Source organism: Pseudoclavibacter sp. RFBJ3, from assembly GCF_002931375.1.
Classification (GTDB): Bacteria; Actinomycetota; Actinomycetes; order Actinomycetales; family Microbacteriaceae; genus Pseudoclavibacter.
Map to the genome: position 1 here is coordinate 119,941 of NZ_PSXZ01000013.1, position 15,920 is coordinate 135,860.

The 15,920-nt window shown below is 69.7% G+C and carries 14 protein-coding genes; 8 read left to right on the plus strand and 6 right to left on the minus strand.

Going from position 1 to position 15,920, the window contains the following annotated elements:
- Window positions 1-15 precede the first annotated feature (15 nt).
- Together C5E07_RS12700 and C5E07_RS12705 are read right to left on the minus strand one after the other, a co-directional pair.
- The gene (locus C5E07_RS12700; protein ID WP_104299697.1) at window positions 16-1,185 is read right to left on the minus strand and encodes a Cmx/CmrA family chloramphenicol efflux MFS transporter; all 1,170 of its coding nucleotides are present in this window, start codon (window positions 1,183-1,185) and stop codon (window positions 16-18) included.
- Window positions 1,186-1,361: 176 nt separating this feature from the next.
- The gene (locus tag C5E07_RS12705) at window positions 1,362-2,165 is read right to left on the minus strand and encodes a triose-phosphate isomerase family protein (protein WP_146080594.1); all 804 of its coding nucleotides are present in this window, start codon (window positions 2,163-2,165) and stop codon (window positions 1,362-1,364) included.
- Window positions 2,166-2,304: 139 nt separating this feature from the next.
- Here C5E07_RS12705 and C5E07_RS12710 point away from each other — a divergent pair, with 139 nt between their 5' ends.
- The 3 genes from C5E07_RS12710 to C5E07_RS12720 all read left to right on the plus strand — a co-directional run bounded on the left by C5E07_RS12710 (window position 2,305) and on the right by C5E07_RS12720 (window position 6,839).
- Entirely contained in the window at window positions 2,305-3,969 is a 1,665-nt protein-coding gene (locus C5E07_RS12710) for a glycerol-3-phosphate dehydrogenase/oxidase (protein WP_104299699.1), read from the plus strand.
- Window positions 3,970-4,038: 69 nt separating this feature from the next.
- The gene (locus tag C5E07_RS12715) at window positions 4,039-5,577 is read left to right on the plus strand and encodes a class I adenylate-forming enzyme family protein (protein ID WP_104299700.1); all 1,539 of its coding nucleotides are present in this window, start codon (window positions 4,039-4,041) and stop codon (window positions 5,575-5,577) included.
- Entirely contained in the window at window positions 5,574-6,839 is a 1,266-nt protein-coding gene (locus C5E07_RS12720; protein WP_104299701.1) for a beta-ketoacyl synthase, read from the plus strand. Before C5E07_RS12715 ends, C5E07_RS12720 begins: the two co-directional genes overlap by 4 nt.
- Here the strand turns inward: C5E07_RS12720 and C5E07_RS12725 are convergent.
- The 4 genes from C5E07_RS12725 to ptsP form a co-directional block, all read right to left on the minus strand.
- Window positions 6,836-7,645 carry a MetQ/NlpA family ABC transporter substrate-binding protein gene (locus C5E07_RS12725; protein WP_104299702.1) on the minus strand — a complete coding sequence of 270 codons (810 nt, stop codon included), beginning with the start codon at window positions 7,643-7,645 and terminating at the stop codon, window positions 6,836-6,838. The two genes, C5E07_RS12720 and C5E07_RS12725, sit on opposite strands and share 4 nt — an antisense overlap.
- Before the next feature lie 58 nt (window positions 7,646-7,703).
- Complete coding sequence (locus C5E07_RS12730) at window positions 7,704-8,384, minus strand: methionine ABC transporter permease (RefSeq protein ID WP_104299703.1); 681 nt, start codon at window positions 8,382-8,384, stop codon at window positions 7,704-7,706.
- Window positions 8,384-9,124, minus strand: a complete 741-nt coding sequence (locus C5E07_RS12735) for a methionine ABC transporter ATP-binding protein (RefSeq protein ID WP_104243125.1) — start codon at window positions 9,122-9,124, stop codon at window positions 8,384-8,386. Before C5E07_RS12735 ends, C5E07_RS12730 begins: the two co-directional genes overlap by 1 nt.
- Before the next feature lie 163 nt (window positions 9,125-9,287).
- Entirely contained in the window at window positions 9,288-10,979 is a 1,692-nt protein-coding gene (gene ptsP / locus C5E07_RS12740) for a phosphoenolpyruvate--protein phosphotransferase (RefSeq protein WP_104243127.1), read from the minus strand.
- A 232-nt stretch (window positions 10,980-11,211) separates the two neighbouring features.
- Between ptsP and C5E07_RS12745 the strand changes: the two genes are divergently transcribed.
- The 5 genes from C5E07_RS12745 to ribA all read left to right on the plus strand — a co-directional run bounded on the left by C5E07_RS12745 (window position 11,212) and on the right by ribA (window position 15,728).
- Window positions 11,212-12,222, plus strand: coding sequence for a YihY/virulence factor BrkB family protein (locus C5E07_RS12745; RefSeq protein ID WP_181063553.1), 1,011 nt, complete (start codon window positions 11,212-11,214; stop codon window positions 12,220-12,222).
- An 88-nt stretch (window positions 12,223-12,310) separates the two neighbouring features.
- A complete protein-coding gene (locus C5E07_RS12750) occupies window positions 12,311-13,159 on the plus strand; it encodes an exodeoxyribonuclease III (protein WP_104299705.1) in 849 nt (282 codons plus the stop codon).
- Between the two features lie 82 nt (window positions 13,160-13,241).
- On the plus strand, window positions 13,242-14,249 hold the full coding sequence (gene trpS, locus C5E07_RS12755) for a tryptophan--tRNA ligase (protein ID WP_181058015.1): 1,008 nt from the start codon (window positions 13,242-13,244) through the stop codon (window positions 14,247-14,249).
- 91 nt (window positions 14,250-14,340) lie between these two features.
- Entirely contained in the window at window positions 14,341-15,078 is a 738-nt protein-coding gene (locus tag C5E07_RS12760) for a polyprenol monophosphomannose synthase (RefSeq protein WP_104243135.1), read from the plus strand.
- Between the two features lie 14 nt (window positions 15,079-15,092).
- A complete protein-coding gene (gene ribA, locus C5E07_RS12765; protein WP_104299707.1) occupies window positions 15,093-15,728 on the plus strand; it encodes a GTP cyclohydrolase II in 636 nt (211 codons plus the stop codon).
- Window positions 15,729-15,920: the final 192 nt, after the last annotated feature.

Below are 15,920 nucleotides of genomic sequence, written 5' to 3' on the forward strand. Positions count from 1 at the left end.
CGCCGTCACGGCGGCTTACGCCGTGCTCGCCCGCGGCGTCCAGGCTCGCGAGAGGATCATGACGAGGAGCGCGACGGCGGTGAGCGCTGAGGCGACCCAGACTGGCGCGAGCGCCCCCACCCCCAGTGCGAGCCCGAGCGCACCGAGTACCGGTCCGGCGGCCGCCCCGATGTTGAGGGCAGCGGTCGCGTAGGAGCCGGCCATCGTGGGCGCTGCGGAGGCTTCGTACAGGACTCGGGCGATGAGCGTGCTGCCGACTCCGAACGAGAGCACCCCGAGCACGAGGACCAGGGCGAGGAGCAACGCAGGGTGGGTGGCGCCGCAGGCCATCGCGATCCATCCGGCCAGCAGTAGGGGGCCGCCGACGCCGAGGGCAAGGCCGGGTCGCTGATCGGACATCCGACCCGCGATCGTGACGCCGAGGAACGAGCCGACACCGAACAGCACCAGCGCGACAGGAACCCACCCTTCGTCGAGCCCCGCAGTGTCGGTCACCACCGGTGCCAGGAACGTGAACGCCGCGAAGGTGCCGCCGTTGATGAGCGCGCCGAGCCCCATCGCTCGCAGGAGCCTCGGTGACGCCAGCTGAGCGAGCTCGGCGCGCAGACTCGGCGCGACGCCGCTCGCCTCGTCCCGAGCGTTCCTCTGCGGGATGCCCCGGACGATCCCGATGAGGGCGGGGACACAGAGGATCGCGATCCCCCAGAACGTCGCGCGCCACCCCAGCGCGGTGCCGAGCAGAGCGCCCGCGGGCACGCCAGCGACGGTGGCGATCGTCGTGCCGGACAGCAGGATCGACAGCGCACGCCCCTTCCGGTCAGGCGGAACGAGTGTGGTGGCGACGCCGAGGGCTACCGCGAGGAACCCCGCGTTCGCGAGCGCACCGAGCACCCGCGTGACGATCAGAGGCGGGAACGTCGTCGCCACCGCGCCGACGACGTGGCATCCCGCGAACACGCAGAGACAGACGATGAGCGTCAGACGCGGTGGCCAGCGTCGCGCGAACGCCGCCATAGCGGGCGCGCCGACGACCATGCCGATCGCGAAGGCCGAGGTCAGGAGACCCGCGGTGCCGACGGAGACGTCGAGGTCGGCGGCTATCGCGGGAAGGAGACCCGCGAGCATGAATTCGGATGTGCCCATGACGAAGACGGCCAGGGCGAGCAGATACAGGGCAGCAGGCATCGAGGACTCCGAGGTGAGCGATCAAGAGAGGGAACTCCTGTCACCACGGCCAGCTGCCCGGGAGAGCGGACTCGCACCCGCAGCGTGCGGGGCGGTACGACTAGTGGTTCGCGGGGCTGGCGGTGTGACCGGCAGCCCCTGACCTGTCTGACTCGGGACTCGACATGACCAGCACCCTACCCGCGATCGATGCGCGGCGCATCGATCACCAGCTGGTCCTGCACCGCTCGCACCTCGCGGACGGTTTCCATGAAGCTTGCCGCCCGGAGGCCGAAGCGTCCGAGGAAGACGCCATCGGGGTGCCCCGCGCCGAGCTCTTCCGCGGCATCCCAGATGGCGGCGAAGGTCCCCGGCCCGGCGCTGCCGCCGTAGAGGATGCGCACGTCCCCCGAGCGACCGGCGAGCTGCCCGCGGATATGCGCGATGGTGGCCGCCACGTAGTCGCCGGGGGCCGGCTCGGGCTGCCCGATCGCCCAGCTCGGCTCGTAGGCGACGACGATCGGCCGGTCGCCGGGAACATCCGCGAACGCCTCCGTCAGCTGCCGGTCGATGATCGACCTGGCCGCCTCACCCCGTTCCGGCTCCCCGGCGATCAGGATGGGGACCACTCCCGCGTCGGATGCGGCACGGCACTTCTCTCGCACGTCGGCGAGGGTCTCGCCGAGGAGCTTCGCGCGCTCGGGGTGCCCGACCATGACCAGCGTCGCACCGACCTCCGACAGCACCTCGGCCGCCGTCTCGCCGGTGAAGGCCCCGAGACCGAAGGGCGAGACATCCTGCGCCCCGACCTGCGCTCCGATCTCGTCGAGCGCGTTGCCTGCGATCGAGATGACCGGGTCGGGCGCGCAGAGGAAGATGCCGTCGCCGCTGCGGGGACTCCCCCTCAGCTCGCCCACGACCTCGGCGACCCAGGCTCGCGTGTCGGCGAGGGTCGCGTAGGACTTCGAGCTGTGACCGATCATCATGGCTGGCAGCGTCATCGCTGTTCCTCCGTAGTCGTGGCGTTCAGGGTCGTCGAGCACACTCTCAGCAGCGCACTCGCCGCAAGTCTAATCCTGTGCGAACATGTACGTACAACTTCGTTTCGCGGCCTGGCCGCACGACCGGGTCAGGAGCACCATGGCAACGACGCCGAGCACTTCCCTCCACCGCGGACTCCCGCGTGCGAGCCCACGCGAACTCGCGAGCCGCACCTTCGACGTCATCGTCGTCGGCGCCGGCATCAACGGCGCCGCCGTCGCCCGCGAAGCCGCCATGCGCGGCCTGAGCGTCGCCCTCCTCGAACGCAGCGACTTCGGCGAGGGCACGTCCGCCTGGAACTCCCGCCTCATCCACGGCGGCCTCCGCTACCTGGAGCACGGGGAGATCCCCCTCGTCTACGAGTCGCTCCACGACCGCGAGGCCCTCCTCCACATCGCGCCGCACCTCATCGAGCCCATGCCCTTCATCGTGCCGCTCTACAAGCACAATCACCTCCCCGGCTGGATGTTCCGGATCGGGATGATCCTCTACGACGTGCTCTCCCTCCAGAAATCGCTGCCGTCGCATCGGCACCTCGGCGTGAAGGAGCTCGCCACCGAGTTCCCCGGCCTCCGCCGCAGAGGCCTCGGCGGCGGACTCCACTATTACGATGCGCAGATCGCGTACCCGGAGCGACTCGTGCTCGAGACGATCCTGAGCGCAAGCGACGCTGGCGCGCGCGTCGCGAACTACACGAGCGTGGACAGCCTCGTCCGCGACGGCACCGCCGTGACCGGAGTGGAGGCCACCGACCTGACGAGCGGCGAGCGCTTCACGGTGCGCGGCCAGACCGTCGTCAACGCGGCAGGCCCCTGGCTCGACGAGCTCTCCCTGCCCGCGGGAGTGAAGCGGCAGATCGGTGGCACCACCGGCACGCACCTCGTCGTCGACGAGTTCCCGGGCGCCCCGACCGCCACCATCTACTACGAGGCGTTCACCGACAACCGCGCGATCCTCGTCATCCCCTGGAACGGCAAGTACCTCATCGGCACGACCGACGACCGCTTCGACGGCGACCCGGGCAAGGCGCGCGGCACCGCGACGGAGGTCGAGTACATCCTCAAGGAGACGAACCTCGTCATCCCACAGGCGAAGCTCACCAAGGCCGACGTGCTCTACAGCTACACCGGAGTCCGCCCCCTGCCCTTCGTCGACGCCGCCAAGACCGGTGCCATCTCGCGCAGCCACATCATCACCGCCCACGACGACCGCCTGGGCCTCGTGAGCATCGTCGGCGGCAAGCTCACGCCGCACCTCAGCCTCGCGAAGGAGACCGTCGACCTCATCGCCGACAAGCTCCTCGGGCGGAAGCTGCCCGCCTCCGGCGCGGCCAAGGCCACCCTGCCCGGCGCATCCTGGAGCAAGTGGCCGAGCACGTCCCTGCGGCGCACGAACCTCAGGCGCGAGCTCCCGTGGGACGAGGCGATCTCCGACCGCCTCGTGCGCGTCTACGGCGCCCGCGCCCTCGAGATCGCCGCCCTCGCCGCGGAGAGGACGCAGCTCGCGGCGGTCATCGGCGAAGGCCCCTCCGCCATCGTCGCCGCTGAGATCGTGTTCGCCATCGAGCAGGAGAGCGCCGTGCACCTCAGCGACATCCTGCATCGGCGCACGATGGTCGGCCTCGAGGGCGACCTCGCCGTCTCCGTCGCCGAGGAGTCGGCGGCCGTCGCGGCGGATGCGGCCGGTTGGTCGGCAGAGCGCGTCACCCAGGAGCTCGCCTACCACGCCGCGTACATCACTCGCTTCCGCGGCGGGCTCGACTAGCCACCCGATCGACGTGCCCCTGGCTGGCTCCCCACGCAGCCGGCCAGGGGCACGTCCTAGACTCGACTGGTGCCACTCACCCGCACGCTCATCGACACCGCCGCCCTCAGGCCCGATCGCATCGCGCTCGCCGGCGACGGGGAGCAGCTCACCTACCGTCAGCTCTCCCGCTCGTGCGCAGCGGTGCGCGCGGGGGTGGAGACCATCCTCGGCTCGTCCGAACCCGTCGCGCTCGGCGCCTCGTCGGCTGAGACACGAGGCGTGCCGATCGTGGCCGTCTCGCTGTCGCGCGCGATCGACGCGGCGCGGCTCCTCACCGGCACCATTAGCTTCCGGGCCGTCGCCGCTGTCCTCGACCCGCTGTGGCCGCTCGAGCACCGGCTCGAGATCCTGCAGCGCGTCGAACCCGCACTGGTCATCACCGACGACCCCAGCTTCGAGGAGCGCCTCCGGGCCTCCTCCTTCACCGGAACCGTCGTCTCCCTCGCCACGTTCGACTCGGTGGCGGCGGATGCCCTCGCTCAGCGAGGCGACTCGGCGCCTGGCCCCGAGGTCCGAGACCGCGACGAGCCGTTCCTACTGCTGTTCACCTCGGGCACGACCGACCTCCCCAAGGGCTTCCTGCGCACCCGGGGCAGCTGGGACCATAATGTGGACATCAGCCGCAGGTACCTCGGCGTCGAGGACGGCCGCTCGACGATCGCACCGGGCCCGCTCTCCTACAGCCTCACGCTCTACGCGCTCGTCGAGGTCCTCGCGACCGGCGGCTCCCTCTTCCTGCAGAGCCGCTTCGACGCGCAGGCCACCGCGCGGACCATCTCGACCGACCGCGTCGAGCGCCTCGTCGGCGTGCCCGCGATGCTGCTCGCGATCCTGCAGGCCGCGCGTCGCGCCGAGCAGCCGCTCGACTCCCTGCTCGAGGTCATCACTGGCGGTGCGAACCAGCCGGAGCACATCCGCCGCAGCTTCGAGGAGACGCTCCCGACGGCGCACCTGCGCAGCTATTACGGCGCCTCCGAGATCGGCTTCATCGGGTACAGCGACGCGGGCGACGGCACGAGCCTCACGCCCTTCGGCGGCGTCGAGGTGAGCGTGCGCGACGAATCTGGTGCGGAGGTGCCCACCGGCGAGACGGGCACGCTCAACATCAGGGTCGGCTCAGCCGTCGAGCGCTACCTCGCCGCGACGAGCGCAGAGCGCATCACGGACGCCGACGGCTGGGCCAGCGTCGGCGACCTCGCCTCGTTCGCGGGCGGGCGCATCCAGCTGCTCGGCCGTGCAGGTGACGTCGCGGTCTCCGGGGGCCACAAGGTGTCCCTGCCCCAGGTCGAACGCGCGCTCGCATCCCTGCCCGACTGCGAGCAGTGCTGTGCCGTCGCCCTCCCAGACGCCACGCTCGGCTCGATCGTGGCCGTCGTCGTCGAGGGCGAGGCGGAGTCGCTGCCCGCCAAGGCGCGGATGCTCGCGCACCTGCGTGCGCACCTGGCGCCGCAGTTCGTCCCCCACCGCCTCTACCGTGCCCGCGTCCTGCCGAGGACCGCCGGCGGGAAGATCCGCCGCGCCGCCGTCCTCGCGCTCGTCGAGTCGGGCGACACGGACCGGCTATGAACCGCGCCGTCGTCACCGCCATGGGAGCCGTCACACCGAACGGGCTCGACGTGGCGAGCACCTGGTCGTCGCTGGTCTCCGGCAAGAGCGGCATCGACCGCATCGCCGGCGTCGACGTCTCCGACCTCGCCGTGCGCGTCGCCGGAGAGGTGCGCGGCTTCGACGCCGCCTCCCACCTGCCCAAGCGGGACATCGCGAGACTCGACCGGCACGCGCACTACGCTGTGGCGGCGGCCGACGAGGCGATGCGCGCCACCGGCATCATGCCTGGCACCCTGCCGTTCGATGCCAGCCGATTCGCCGTCACCATCGCAACCGGCTCGGGACCCGTCTCGCTCACCCAGGATGCCGCGCGCATCCTGGATGCCTCAGGCCCTCGCCGGGTGCCGCCTGGCGTCGTCGTGTACGGCGGCCCCGACGCGGCAGCCGCGTACCTCAGCGAACGCTACGGCGCGCGCGGGGCGAGTGCCGGGCTCTCGGCGACGTGCGCCAGCGGCACCGTCGCGCTCGGCGAGGCGATGCGCACCATCAGACACGGCTACGCCGACGCGGTGCTCGTGGTCGCGGCCGACGACTGCCTCAACCGCGTCAACCTGGCCGTGAACGCCACGCTCGGCGCCCTCGCGCTCGGCCACGAGGATGCGCCCGAGACCGCCAGCAGGCCCTTCGACCGCGGACGCCACGGCTTCGTGATGTCGGCCGGAGCGGCCGCCCTCCTCGTCGAGTCAGAGACCAGCGCACTTGCGCGGGGCGCGGAGATCCTGGGCGAGATCGCGGGATACGGTGCGACGTCGGACGCCTACCATCCGACGGCGCCGAGGCCGGACGGGAGCGGCGCGATCGCCGCCATGCGCTCCGCCCTCGACGACGCGAAGCTCAGCACCGGCCAGCTCGACCACGTCAACGCGCACGGCACGAGCACGCCGCTGAACGACGCCATGGAGACCGCCGCCCTGCGCGAGCTGCTCGGCGCCCGCCTCGGAGAGGTGCCCGTCACCGCGAACAAGTCCGCGACCGGGCATCTGCTGGGCGCCGCGGGCGCGCTCGAGGCCGTCATCTCGCTGCTCACCATGCGCGATTCCCTGATTCCACCGACCCTCAACCTCAACGACCCCGAGTTCCCAGAGCTGGACGTCGTGGCGCGCGAGGCCCGCCCCGCGCGCATCCGAACCGTGCTCTCGAACTCCTTCGGCTTCGGCGGGCACAACGCCTCGATCCTGCTGCGCGAGTTCGTGGCGCCCGCCCGCTCGCGGGATATCTAGAACGCCGGCGGCACGTCAAGCGACTCGAGCGTCTCCCGCACGTGGTCGCTCGTGAACGCCTTCTCGAGCGCCGCGATCTCGGGCGTTCCGAGCATGTCCTCGCGCGTGACGAGCGTCACGGCGAACTGAGGGTCCTGTTCGACGGCGAGACCGTTGTCGACCGGCGTCAGCCCCAGCTGGCGCGCGAACGAGGGCAGGTTGAAGACGGCATCCGCCTCTTCGTACGCCGTGTTGAGCTGCAGCAGGTCGACCTGCGTGATCGTCAGCTCGCGCGGGTTCTCCGTGATGTCGGCGACCTTCGCGGTGAACCGCTCGACGCTCGGGTCGAGCGTGATGATGCTCTGGTCGGCGAGCAGCTGCAGGGCACGTGCCGCGTTCGCGCTGTCGTTCGGGATGACCACGCTGCCGCCTTGCGGCAGCTCGTCAAGCGAGCTGAGGGTCTTCGAGTAGAACGCCACGACCGTCGAGTAGATCGGCTTCACCCCGGCGAGCGAGGCGTCGTTCTTCGTGTTGAACTCCTCCATGAAGGGCACGAACTGCACGAAGTTCGCATCGATCTCGCCGTTCTCGACGAGCACGTTCGGCTGCACGTAGTCCGAGACGGGCACCAGCTCGATCTCGTAGCCCTCCTCGATGACCTCGGCCGCCGCCTCGACGACATCCGTCATGGGCGTGACCGTCGCGGCGACCTTGATCGTGACGACGTCGCCACCCGCTTCCCCGGCGGACGGAGAGCACCCTGCGGTCAGGAGGGCGAGGGAGCCGACAGCCAGTGCGGCGCCGATCGAGCGGAGGCGAGGTCTCATGGCGGTTGGTTCCTTTTCGGGTCGTACGGGAGGCGGATGGGCGTCGTCCGACGGGGAGTCAGCGGCGGTCGAGGGCGACCGAGAGCCGGTGGCCCCCGGTCTGGAGGAGCTGCACGCAGACGATGACGATGACGATGGTCGTGTACATGAGCGGGTAGTCGTACTCCTGGTACCCGTAGCGCAGGGCGAAGTCGCCGAGCCCTCCGCCCCCGACGACACCGAGCACCGTCGAGTACGAGAGCAGGCTGATGGCGGCCGAGGTGAGCGCGTAGACGAGCCCGCTGCGCGCCTCCACGAACAGGAAGCGGGTGATGATCTGCCCAGTATCGGCGCCCATGGACCTGGCGGCGTGGATCACCCCGGAGGGCACCTCCAGCAGGATCTGCTCGACGAGGCGCGCGTAGATCGCGACGCCCACGAAGCACAGCGGGAACGTCGCCGCCTGCGTGCCGAACGTCGTGCCGAACACGAGGCGCGTGAGCGGGATGAGGAACACCACGAACAGCAGGAAGGGGAACGACCGGACGACGGTGACGTAGAGGTTGGCGATCCGCCACAGACCACGATGCTCGCGCACCCCACCCGGCCGCGTCAGGTAGATGAGGACGCCGAGCGGTAGCCCGAGCACAACCGCCGCCGCGAGCGAGAACACGAGCATGTACCCGGTCTCGGCGAGGGCCTGGCCGATCGCGTCGACGTTGCCGGTCAGGGAGGAGACGATGCTGTCGATGAGCTCCATCACGACTCGAGCATCCGCTTCGCGTGCTCGGCATAGGAGCCGCGGTCGTCGCGCGCGCTGTGCTCGACCGAGACGATGCCCTGCAGGCGGCCCCGGTCGAGGATCGCGGCCCGGTCGCAGATGGCCTTGACTGCGGCGAGCTCGTGGGTGACGAGCGCGATGGTCGTGCCGAAATCCTCGCGCGTCGAGGCGAGCAGCCGCAGGATGTCGCTGGTCGTCCGCTCGTCGAGCGCCGAGGTCGGCTCGTCGCAGAGCAGCAGCGGCGGCCGCGTCACGAGCGCGCGTGCGATGGCGACGCGCTGCTTCTGCCCGCCCGAGAGCTGAGCCGGGTAGTCGCCGCCGCGATCGCCGAGACCCACGTAGTCGAGCAGCTCGTCGACGAACGCCGGATCCTTGCGCCGCTGGAGCCGCAGCGGGAGCTCGACGTTCTGCCGCGCCGTCCGGTTCGCGAGCAGGTTGAAGCTCTGGAAGACCATCCCGATTCGGCGGCGCAGGCCACGACGCTCGCGCTCGCGCATCGCAGACGGGTCGGCGCCCTCGATGAGCACCGTCCCCTCGCTCGGCGTCTCGTCGGCATCGAGGAGCCGCAGCAGCGTCGACTTCCCGGCGCCGGACTCCCCCACGATGCCGAGGATCTCGCCCCGCCGGATCTGCAGGTCAATGCCGTCGAGCGCTGGCGCACCCGCCCCGTATCGCACCGTGACACGTTCGAGAGCGGCCACGGGGCCGGGATCAGGCATGCACGCTCCGTCGTTATTAGATTGTGTACAACTATAGCGCCGAGCCGTCGGATGCGGAACCCCCGCGCACGCAGAAGCGGGGCGCATCCGGAAGAATCCGGATGCGCCCCGCTCGACACCTGCGACGCCCGCCGGTGAACCGACAGCGCCTGCAGAGTGAGGCCTACGCCTCGACGACCGGCACGGCCGTCGTGATGACACCACGCGTCGCGAGCGCGTCGACGACGCGCCCCTTCGCACCCTCGGCCGACTTCGCGAAGATCGCGAGGTGCGCGATCTCCTTCGCCTGCTCGAGCGTGACGCGCTTGAGCGCGGCGCGGACCTCGACGAACGCGGGAGGAGCCATGGAGAGCGAGCGAACGCCGAGACCCACGAGCACGATCGCCAGGTTCGGGTCGGCCGCGGCCTCGCCGCACACACCCACGTTCTTCTGGTGGTGCTCACCCGCCTCGCCGATGCGCTCGATGAGGCGCAGCACGGCAGGGTGCCACGGGTCCTGGAACGCCGCGACGCTGCCGAGGAGACGGTCGGCCGCGAGCGTGTACTGCGTGAGGTCGTTGGTGCCCACGGAGACGAAGTCGCTCGTCTCCAGGATCTGCTCGGCCAGGAGCGCAGCCGAGGGAACCTCGATCATGCTGCCAGCCGTCATGAGGCCGTACTCGCGAGCCAGCGCCGTGAAGTGCTCGCTCTCGTGCGCGTCGGAGACCATGGGAGCCATGACCCAGACCTTCGCCTCGGTCGCGGCCTGCGCGTTGGCAAGCGCCTGGAGCTGGTCGCGGAGGATCTGCTCCTTCTTCATGAGGACGCGGATGCCGCGAAGGCCAAGTGCCGGGTTGGGCTCGTCGGCCTCGGTGAGGAACGCGAGGGGCTTGTCGGCACCGGCGTCGAGCACGCGCACGACGACCTTCTTGCCGGGGAAGTGGGCGAGCGCCGCCGTGTAGTCGGCGGTCTGCTTCTCCACCGACGGGGCCGTGTCGCTGTCGAGGAAGAGGAACTCGGTGCGGAACAGGCCGACACCCTCGGCGCCGAGCGCTGCCGCGCGCTCCGCATCCACGGGCTTGCCGATGTTCGCGAGGATCTGCACGGGGGTGCCGTCGGCGAGCTCGCCAGGCTCGACCGGGGCGGCCTTCATCGCCGCGACGCGGTCGATCTCGGCTTGGGCCTCCGCGATGCGCTCGGCGGACGGCTCGGTGATGACCTGGCCCTTGGCCGCGTCGACGACGATGGTCTCGCCGTCGCGGAGGCTGTCGGCCTCCTTGACCGCGACGACCGCGGGGAGGCCCTTCTCGGCCGCCAGGATGCCGGTGTGCGCCTTCGGGCTGCCGTCACGGGTGACCAGCGCGAGCACCTTCGACAGGTCGAGCTTGGCCGTGTCGGCGGGCGCGAGGTCGTGCGCGACCAGGATGAACGGGGTGTCGCTCGACGGCACCTCGGGTGCAGGAACGCCGCGGAGCAGGGCGATGACGCGCTGCGAGACGTCACCCAGGTCGGTGGCGCGCTCTGCCAGGTAGCCGCCGAGGCTCTTGAGCATCTCGGCGAACGAGGAGAAGGACTCGAAGACGGCACGCTCGGCGGTCTTGCCACCCTCGGTGGCCGCCTTGATGCTGTCGGCGAGCGACGGGTCGGCAGCCATCATGGCCTGCGACTCCAGCACGTTCTTCGCCGCGCCGTCGACGGTCGCTGCGCGAGCGGTCAGCGCCTCGCCGGTCTCACGGAGTGCGGCGATCGCACGCTCGTACTCGGTCGCGGCGTCGCCGGTGGCGCGCTCGTCGGCCGGTTCGGGGAGCGGATCAGGCATGCGCAGGACTTCACCGAAAGCGACGCCGGTCCCGACGCCAAACCCCGTGTATTTCATAGCAACTCCTTCGTGCTGGTAACTCAGACAGCGTATCGGCACAGCAACGTAGGCTTCGACCGTGACCGAGCAAGACTCAACCAAGAGTTCGCGCAGTTCCACTTTCGCGCCGCCGTTTCCGAAGTTCCCCCCGGAGGCGCCGTTCGGCGAGCGCATGCAAGCACTGATCGCCTGGGCCCAAGCTACCCGCCCCGCCCGAGTCTTCGCCCATTTCGGGGCGAGAAGTGCTTCGGTGCTCGCCGGCGGCATGGCCTACTCCGCTATCTTCTCCATCTTCGCGGGCATCTGGCTACTCTTTTCTGTCGCCGGCATCTTCCTCGCGACGAACACCGAGCTCCGCGACGGGCTCATCGGAGTGCTCAACTCATCCCTGCCCGGGCTCATCGGCGAGCAGGGTGCGATCGACCCGAGCCTCCTCGAGAGCACGGGAGCCTTCGGCTGGGCGAGTGCCATCGCCCTCATCGGTACCCTCGGCACCGCGCTCGGCTGGCTCGGGCAGGCGCGCACGGGCATCCGGACGATCTTCGACGTCCCCGTCGCGACCAAGCGGAGCTTCGTCGTCCAGAAGCTCGTCGACCTCGGCTTCCTCCTCGCGTTCGCCGTGGCCCTTGCGATCTCGACCGCGCTCACGGTGCTCTCCTCGACCTTCCTCTCGTCGCTGCTCGAGACGGTCGGCATCGACGAGTCGAGCGGGTTCGCGCTCGTCGTCATCCGCATCGTGACGATCCTCATCCTCCTCGCGTTCGACACCGTCGTCCTAGCCGGCATCCTGCGCATCCTCGCGGGCCTGCGCATCCCCACGCGCTCGCTGTTCTTCGCCGCCTTCCTCGGGGCGATCATCATCGGCATCCTGAAGCAGGTCTCGACGGCCCTCATCGGCGGCGCCACGAGCAATCCGCTCGTCGCGTCCTTCGCCGTGCTCCTCGGCCTCATGATCTTCCTCAACCTGCTCTGCACCGTGCTCCTGCTCACCGCGGCGTGGGTCAAGGTGACGATGGACGACATCGGTGCCTCCCCGAGGCTCCTCACCGCCAAGGAGGCCCGCGAGGAATCGTCCGACACGATCCTCCGTGCCGAGCGCGAGAAGATCGCGACCCAGGTGATCGAGTCTCGGGAGCGACTCAACGCGGCACCTCGGTTCTTCCGGTGGAAGGCCATGGCCGAGTACCGGGCTCTCCTGCGTGAGCAGCGCAGGATCGAAGCCGAGGCGCAGCGACGCCGATTCCAAGGCGGACGCGTCTAGACGACGCGCCCCAGTTGAGCGGCGCCAGGGGACAGGCGACCGGCGACGCCGAGTTCCCGTGTCGGTGGTCCCGTCTAGACTCGAGCGCATGCCAAGAACCATTCGCATCGCGTCAGTGAACGTCAACGGAGTCCGTGCCGCCTACAAGAAGGGCATGGGCGAGTGGCTCGCCGAACGCGAGGTCGACATCCTGGCACTGCAGGAGGTTCGCGCCCCCACGGAAGAGCTGCACAAGCTCATCGACACGTCCGATTGGGACCTGCACGACCACCTGGCGACCGCGAAGGGCCGCGCCGGCGTCGCCATCGCCTCCCGAATCCCGATCAGCGCCGTCCGCACCGAGCTCGGCCCGGACGACTTCGACTCGGCGGGCCGCTGGCTCGAAGCCGACTTCGACATCGACGGCACCCCGCTCACGGTAGTGAGCTGCTACGTCAACTCCGGCGAGGCAGACACCCCGAAGCAGGACGAGAAGTGGAAGTTCCTCGACGCCATGAGCGCGAGGCTCCCCGAGCTGCAGGCGCACAGCGCCCACTCGCTGATCGTCGGCGACCTCAACGTCGGCCACACGAAGCTCGACATCAAGAACTGGAAGGGCAACGTGAAGCGGGCCGGCTTCCTCCCCCGCGAGCGCGCCTACTTCGACCGCATCTTCGGCGAGCACGGCGCGAGCGTCGAAGGCGCAGACGGCAGCACCGGCACCGGGCTCGGCTACGTCGACGTGGGCCGCGCGCTCACCGGCGAGGTCGAAGGCCCATACACGTGGTGGTCGCAGCGAGGCCAGGCGTTCGACAACGACACCGGATGGCGCATCGACTACCAGGTCGCGACCCCCGAGCTCGCCAAGCGCGCCGTCTCCTACGCCGTCGACCGCGCCGCCAGCTACGACACCCGCTGGTCGGACCACGCGCCCGTCGTCGTCGACTACACGTTCTGACCTCCGGGGTCATCGCCCCGCATCCGCCCGCACCGGCCCACCCCACTCGCACGACCAACCGCACGACCTCGAGGATCTCCTGATGACCAAGCCAGTGCTCTTCTCCGGCATGCAGCCCTCCGCCGACTCGCTCCACCTCGGCAACTTCATCGGCGCGCTCAGCAACTGGGTGCCCATGCAGGAGGACTTCACGGCCATCTACTGCGTCGTCGACCAGCACGCCATCACCGTGCCCTTCGAACCGAGCTCGCTGCTCGAGCGCACCCGGGTGACGGCGGCGCAATACATCGCGGCAGGCATCGACCCCGAGAAGTCGATCCTCTTCGTGCAGTCGGCGGTGCCCGCGCACGCGCAGCTGCAGTGGGTGCTGTCCACCATCACGGGCTTCGGCGAGGCCAGCCGCATGACGCAGTTCAAGGACAAGTCGCAGCGGTACGGCGCAGACACGACGACCGTCGGCCTCTTCACCTACCCCGTGCTCATGGCCGCAGACATCCTGCTCTACCAGGCCGCGTCCGTGCCCGTCGGCGAAGACCAGCGCCAGCACATCGAGCTCACCCGCAACCTCGCCGAGCGGTTCAACTCGCGCTTCGGCGACACCTTCGTCGTGCCGGAACCGCACATCATGAAGGAGACCGCGAAGGTCTACGACCTGCAGAACCCAACCGCCAAGATGTCGAAATCGGCGGAGTCGGACGCTGGCCTCCTCCGCCTGCTCGACGACGAGAAGGTCACGCGCAAGAAGATCATGCGCGCGGTGACCGACGCCGACGGCGAGATCCGCTTCGACCGCGAGACCAAGCCAGGGGTGTCGAACCTCCTCACCATCGCCTCCGTCCTCTCAGGGTCGTCGATCGACGAGATCACGGCGCAGTATGCGGGCGGCGGCTACGGCGACCTCAAGAAGGGCCTCGCCGAGCTCGTCGAGTCGACGTTCGCTCCCATCCGCGAACGCACCAACGAGCTCCTGGCCGACCCCGCCGAGCTCGACCGCATCCTGGAGCGCGGCGCAGAGCGGGCAAGCGAACTCGCCCTCACGACGCTCGACGAGGTCTACGCCCGCGTCGGCTTCCCCAAGCCGAGACGCTGACCTCGCCAGTTCCCTGAGAGGCGAGCTGGGCACTTCCCACACCCCAGCTGATCGCACCATTTCTGCCGAATCTCCGCGCTAGGATGACGCAATGCCCGAAACGCTCGTCATCATCCCCACCTACAACGAACGCGAAAACGTCCGCTCCATCGTGGACCGTGTTCTCGGGGCGGACTCGCGTATCCACGTGCTGGTCGTCGACGACAACAGCCCAGACGGCACCGGCGACATGGCCGACGAGATGGCCGCGGCCGACGAGCGCGTCACCGTGCTGCACCGCGCCGGCAAGCTCGGTCTCGGCACCGCCTACCTCGAGGGCTTCGCGCTCGCAGCCGAGCGCGGCTACACCTACGTCTTCGAGTTCGACGCCGACGGCTCGCACCCGCCCGAGCGACTGCCGGAGATGATCGACGCGCTCGATGCTGGCGCAGGCCTTGTCATCGGAACCCGCTGGATGCCCGGCGGGCGCACCGAGAACTGGCCCCTCCAGCGCCAGATCCTCTCCCGCGGCGCGTCCATCTACGCCCGCGTGCTGCTGCAGAGCAAGATCCGCGACATCACCGCCGGCTACCGCGGCTACCGCGTCGACCTCCTCCAGGGCTTCGACCTCGGCCGCATCAAGAGCGCCGGCTACTGCTTCCAGATCGAGATGGCCTGGCTCTTCGAACGCTCCGGCATTCGCGTGAGCGAAGTGCCCATCACGTTCGTCGAGCGCCAGGAAGGCGCATCCAAGATGTCGAGCGACATCATCGTCGAGGCCGTCTGGCGCGTGTTCGCCTGGGGCCTCGGCTACCGACTCGGCGCGCTCTCGCGCCTGACCGGTCGTTGAGCGAAGGCGATTCCATGAGCGACGCACCCACCTCCTCCGTCACCTTCGAGGCCGAGACCTCGATCCCCACGCGCCACGGGGTCCTGCGCTTCCGCGCGTACACCGACGACGCCGACGGGCAGCTGCACCTCGCGATCATCTCCGGTGAGCCCGAGAACGGCGCCATCGTGCGCGTTCACTCCGAGTGCCTCACGGGTGAGGCCTTCGGCTCGCTGAAGTGCGAGTGCGGGCCGCAGCTCGACGCCTCCCTCGAGGCGATCGGTCGCGACGGCGGCATCGTGCTGTACCTCCGCGGCCACGAGGGCCGCGGCATCGGACTCCTCAACAAGCTCCGCGCCTACGCCCTGCAGGAACAGGGGCTCGACACGGTGGATGCGAACCTCGCGCTCGGTCTCCCCGCCGACAGCCGTGCCTACACGGCAGCCGCCCGGATGCTCGACGACCTCCACATCTCCCGCATCCGCCTGCTCACGAACAACCCCGCCAAAGCCGAGGCCCTCGAAGCGCACGGCATCACAGTCGAGGAGCGCGTGCCCCTCGAGGTGGGGCGTGAAGACGCGAACCTCGCCTACCTGACCACCAAGGTCCAGCGCATGGGTCACATCATGAGCGAGCTTCCCCAGCTGCCGAACGACGACGCCGCCAGCTGAGCACAGCCGGAACCGCATACCTCATGCGGCCCACGATTGGGTAGTGGGCCAGCGAAAGCGACGAATGACGTGTAACCTCGTCTCGGCCGGAAGCCACAAGCATCCGACCGAGCACGCGTCAATCCACCTCGCATCCGCACGGTCCGACGCGTTCCACCCACCGCTGCTCTGAGCTCAAGCACCGCGCAACCC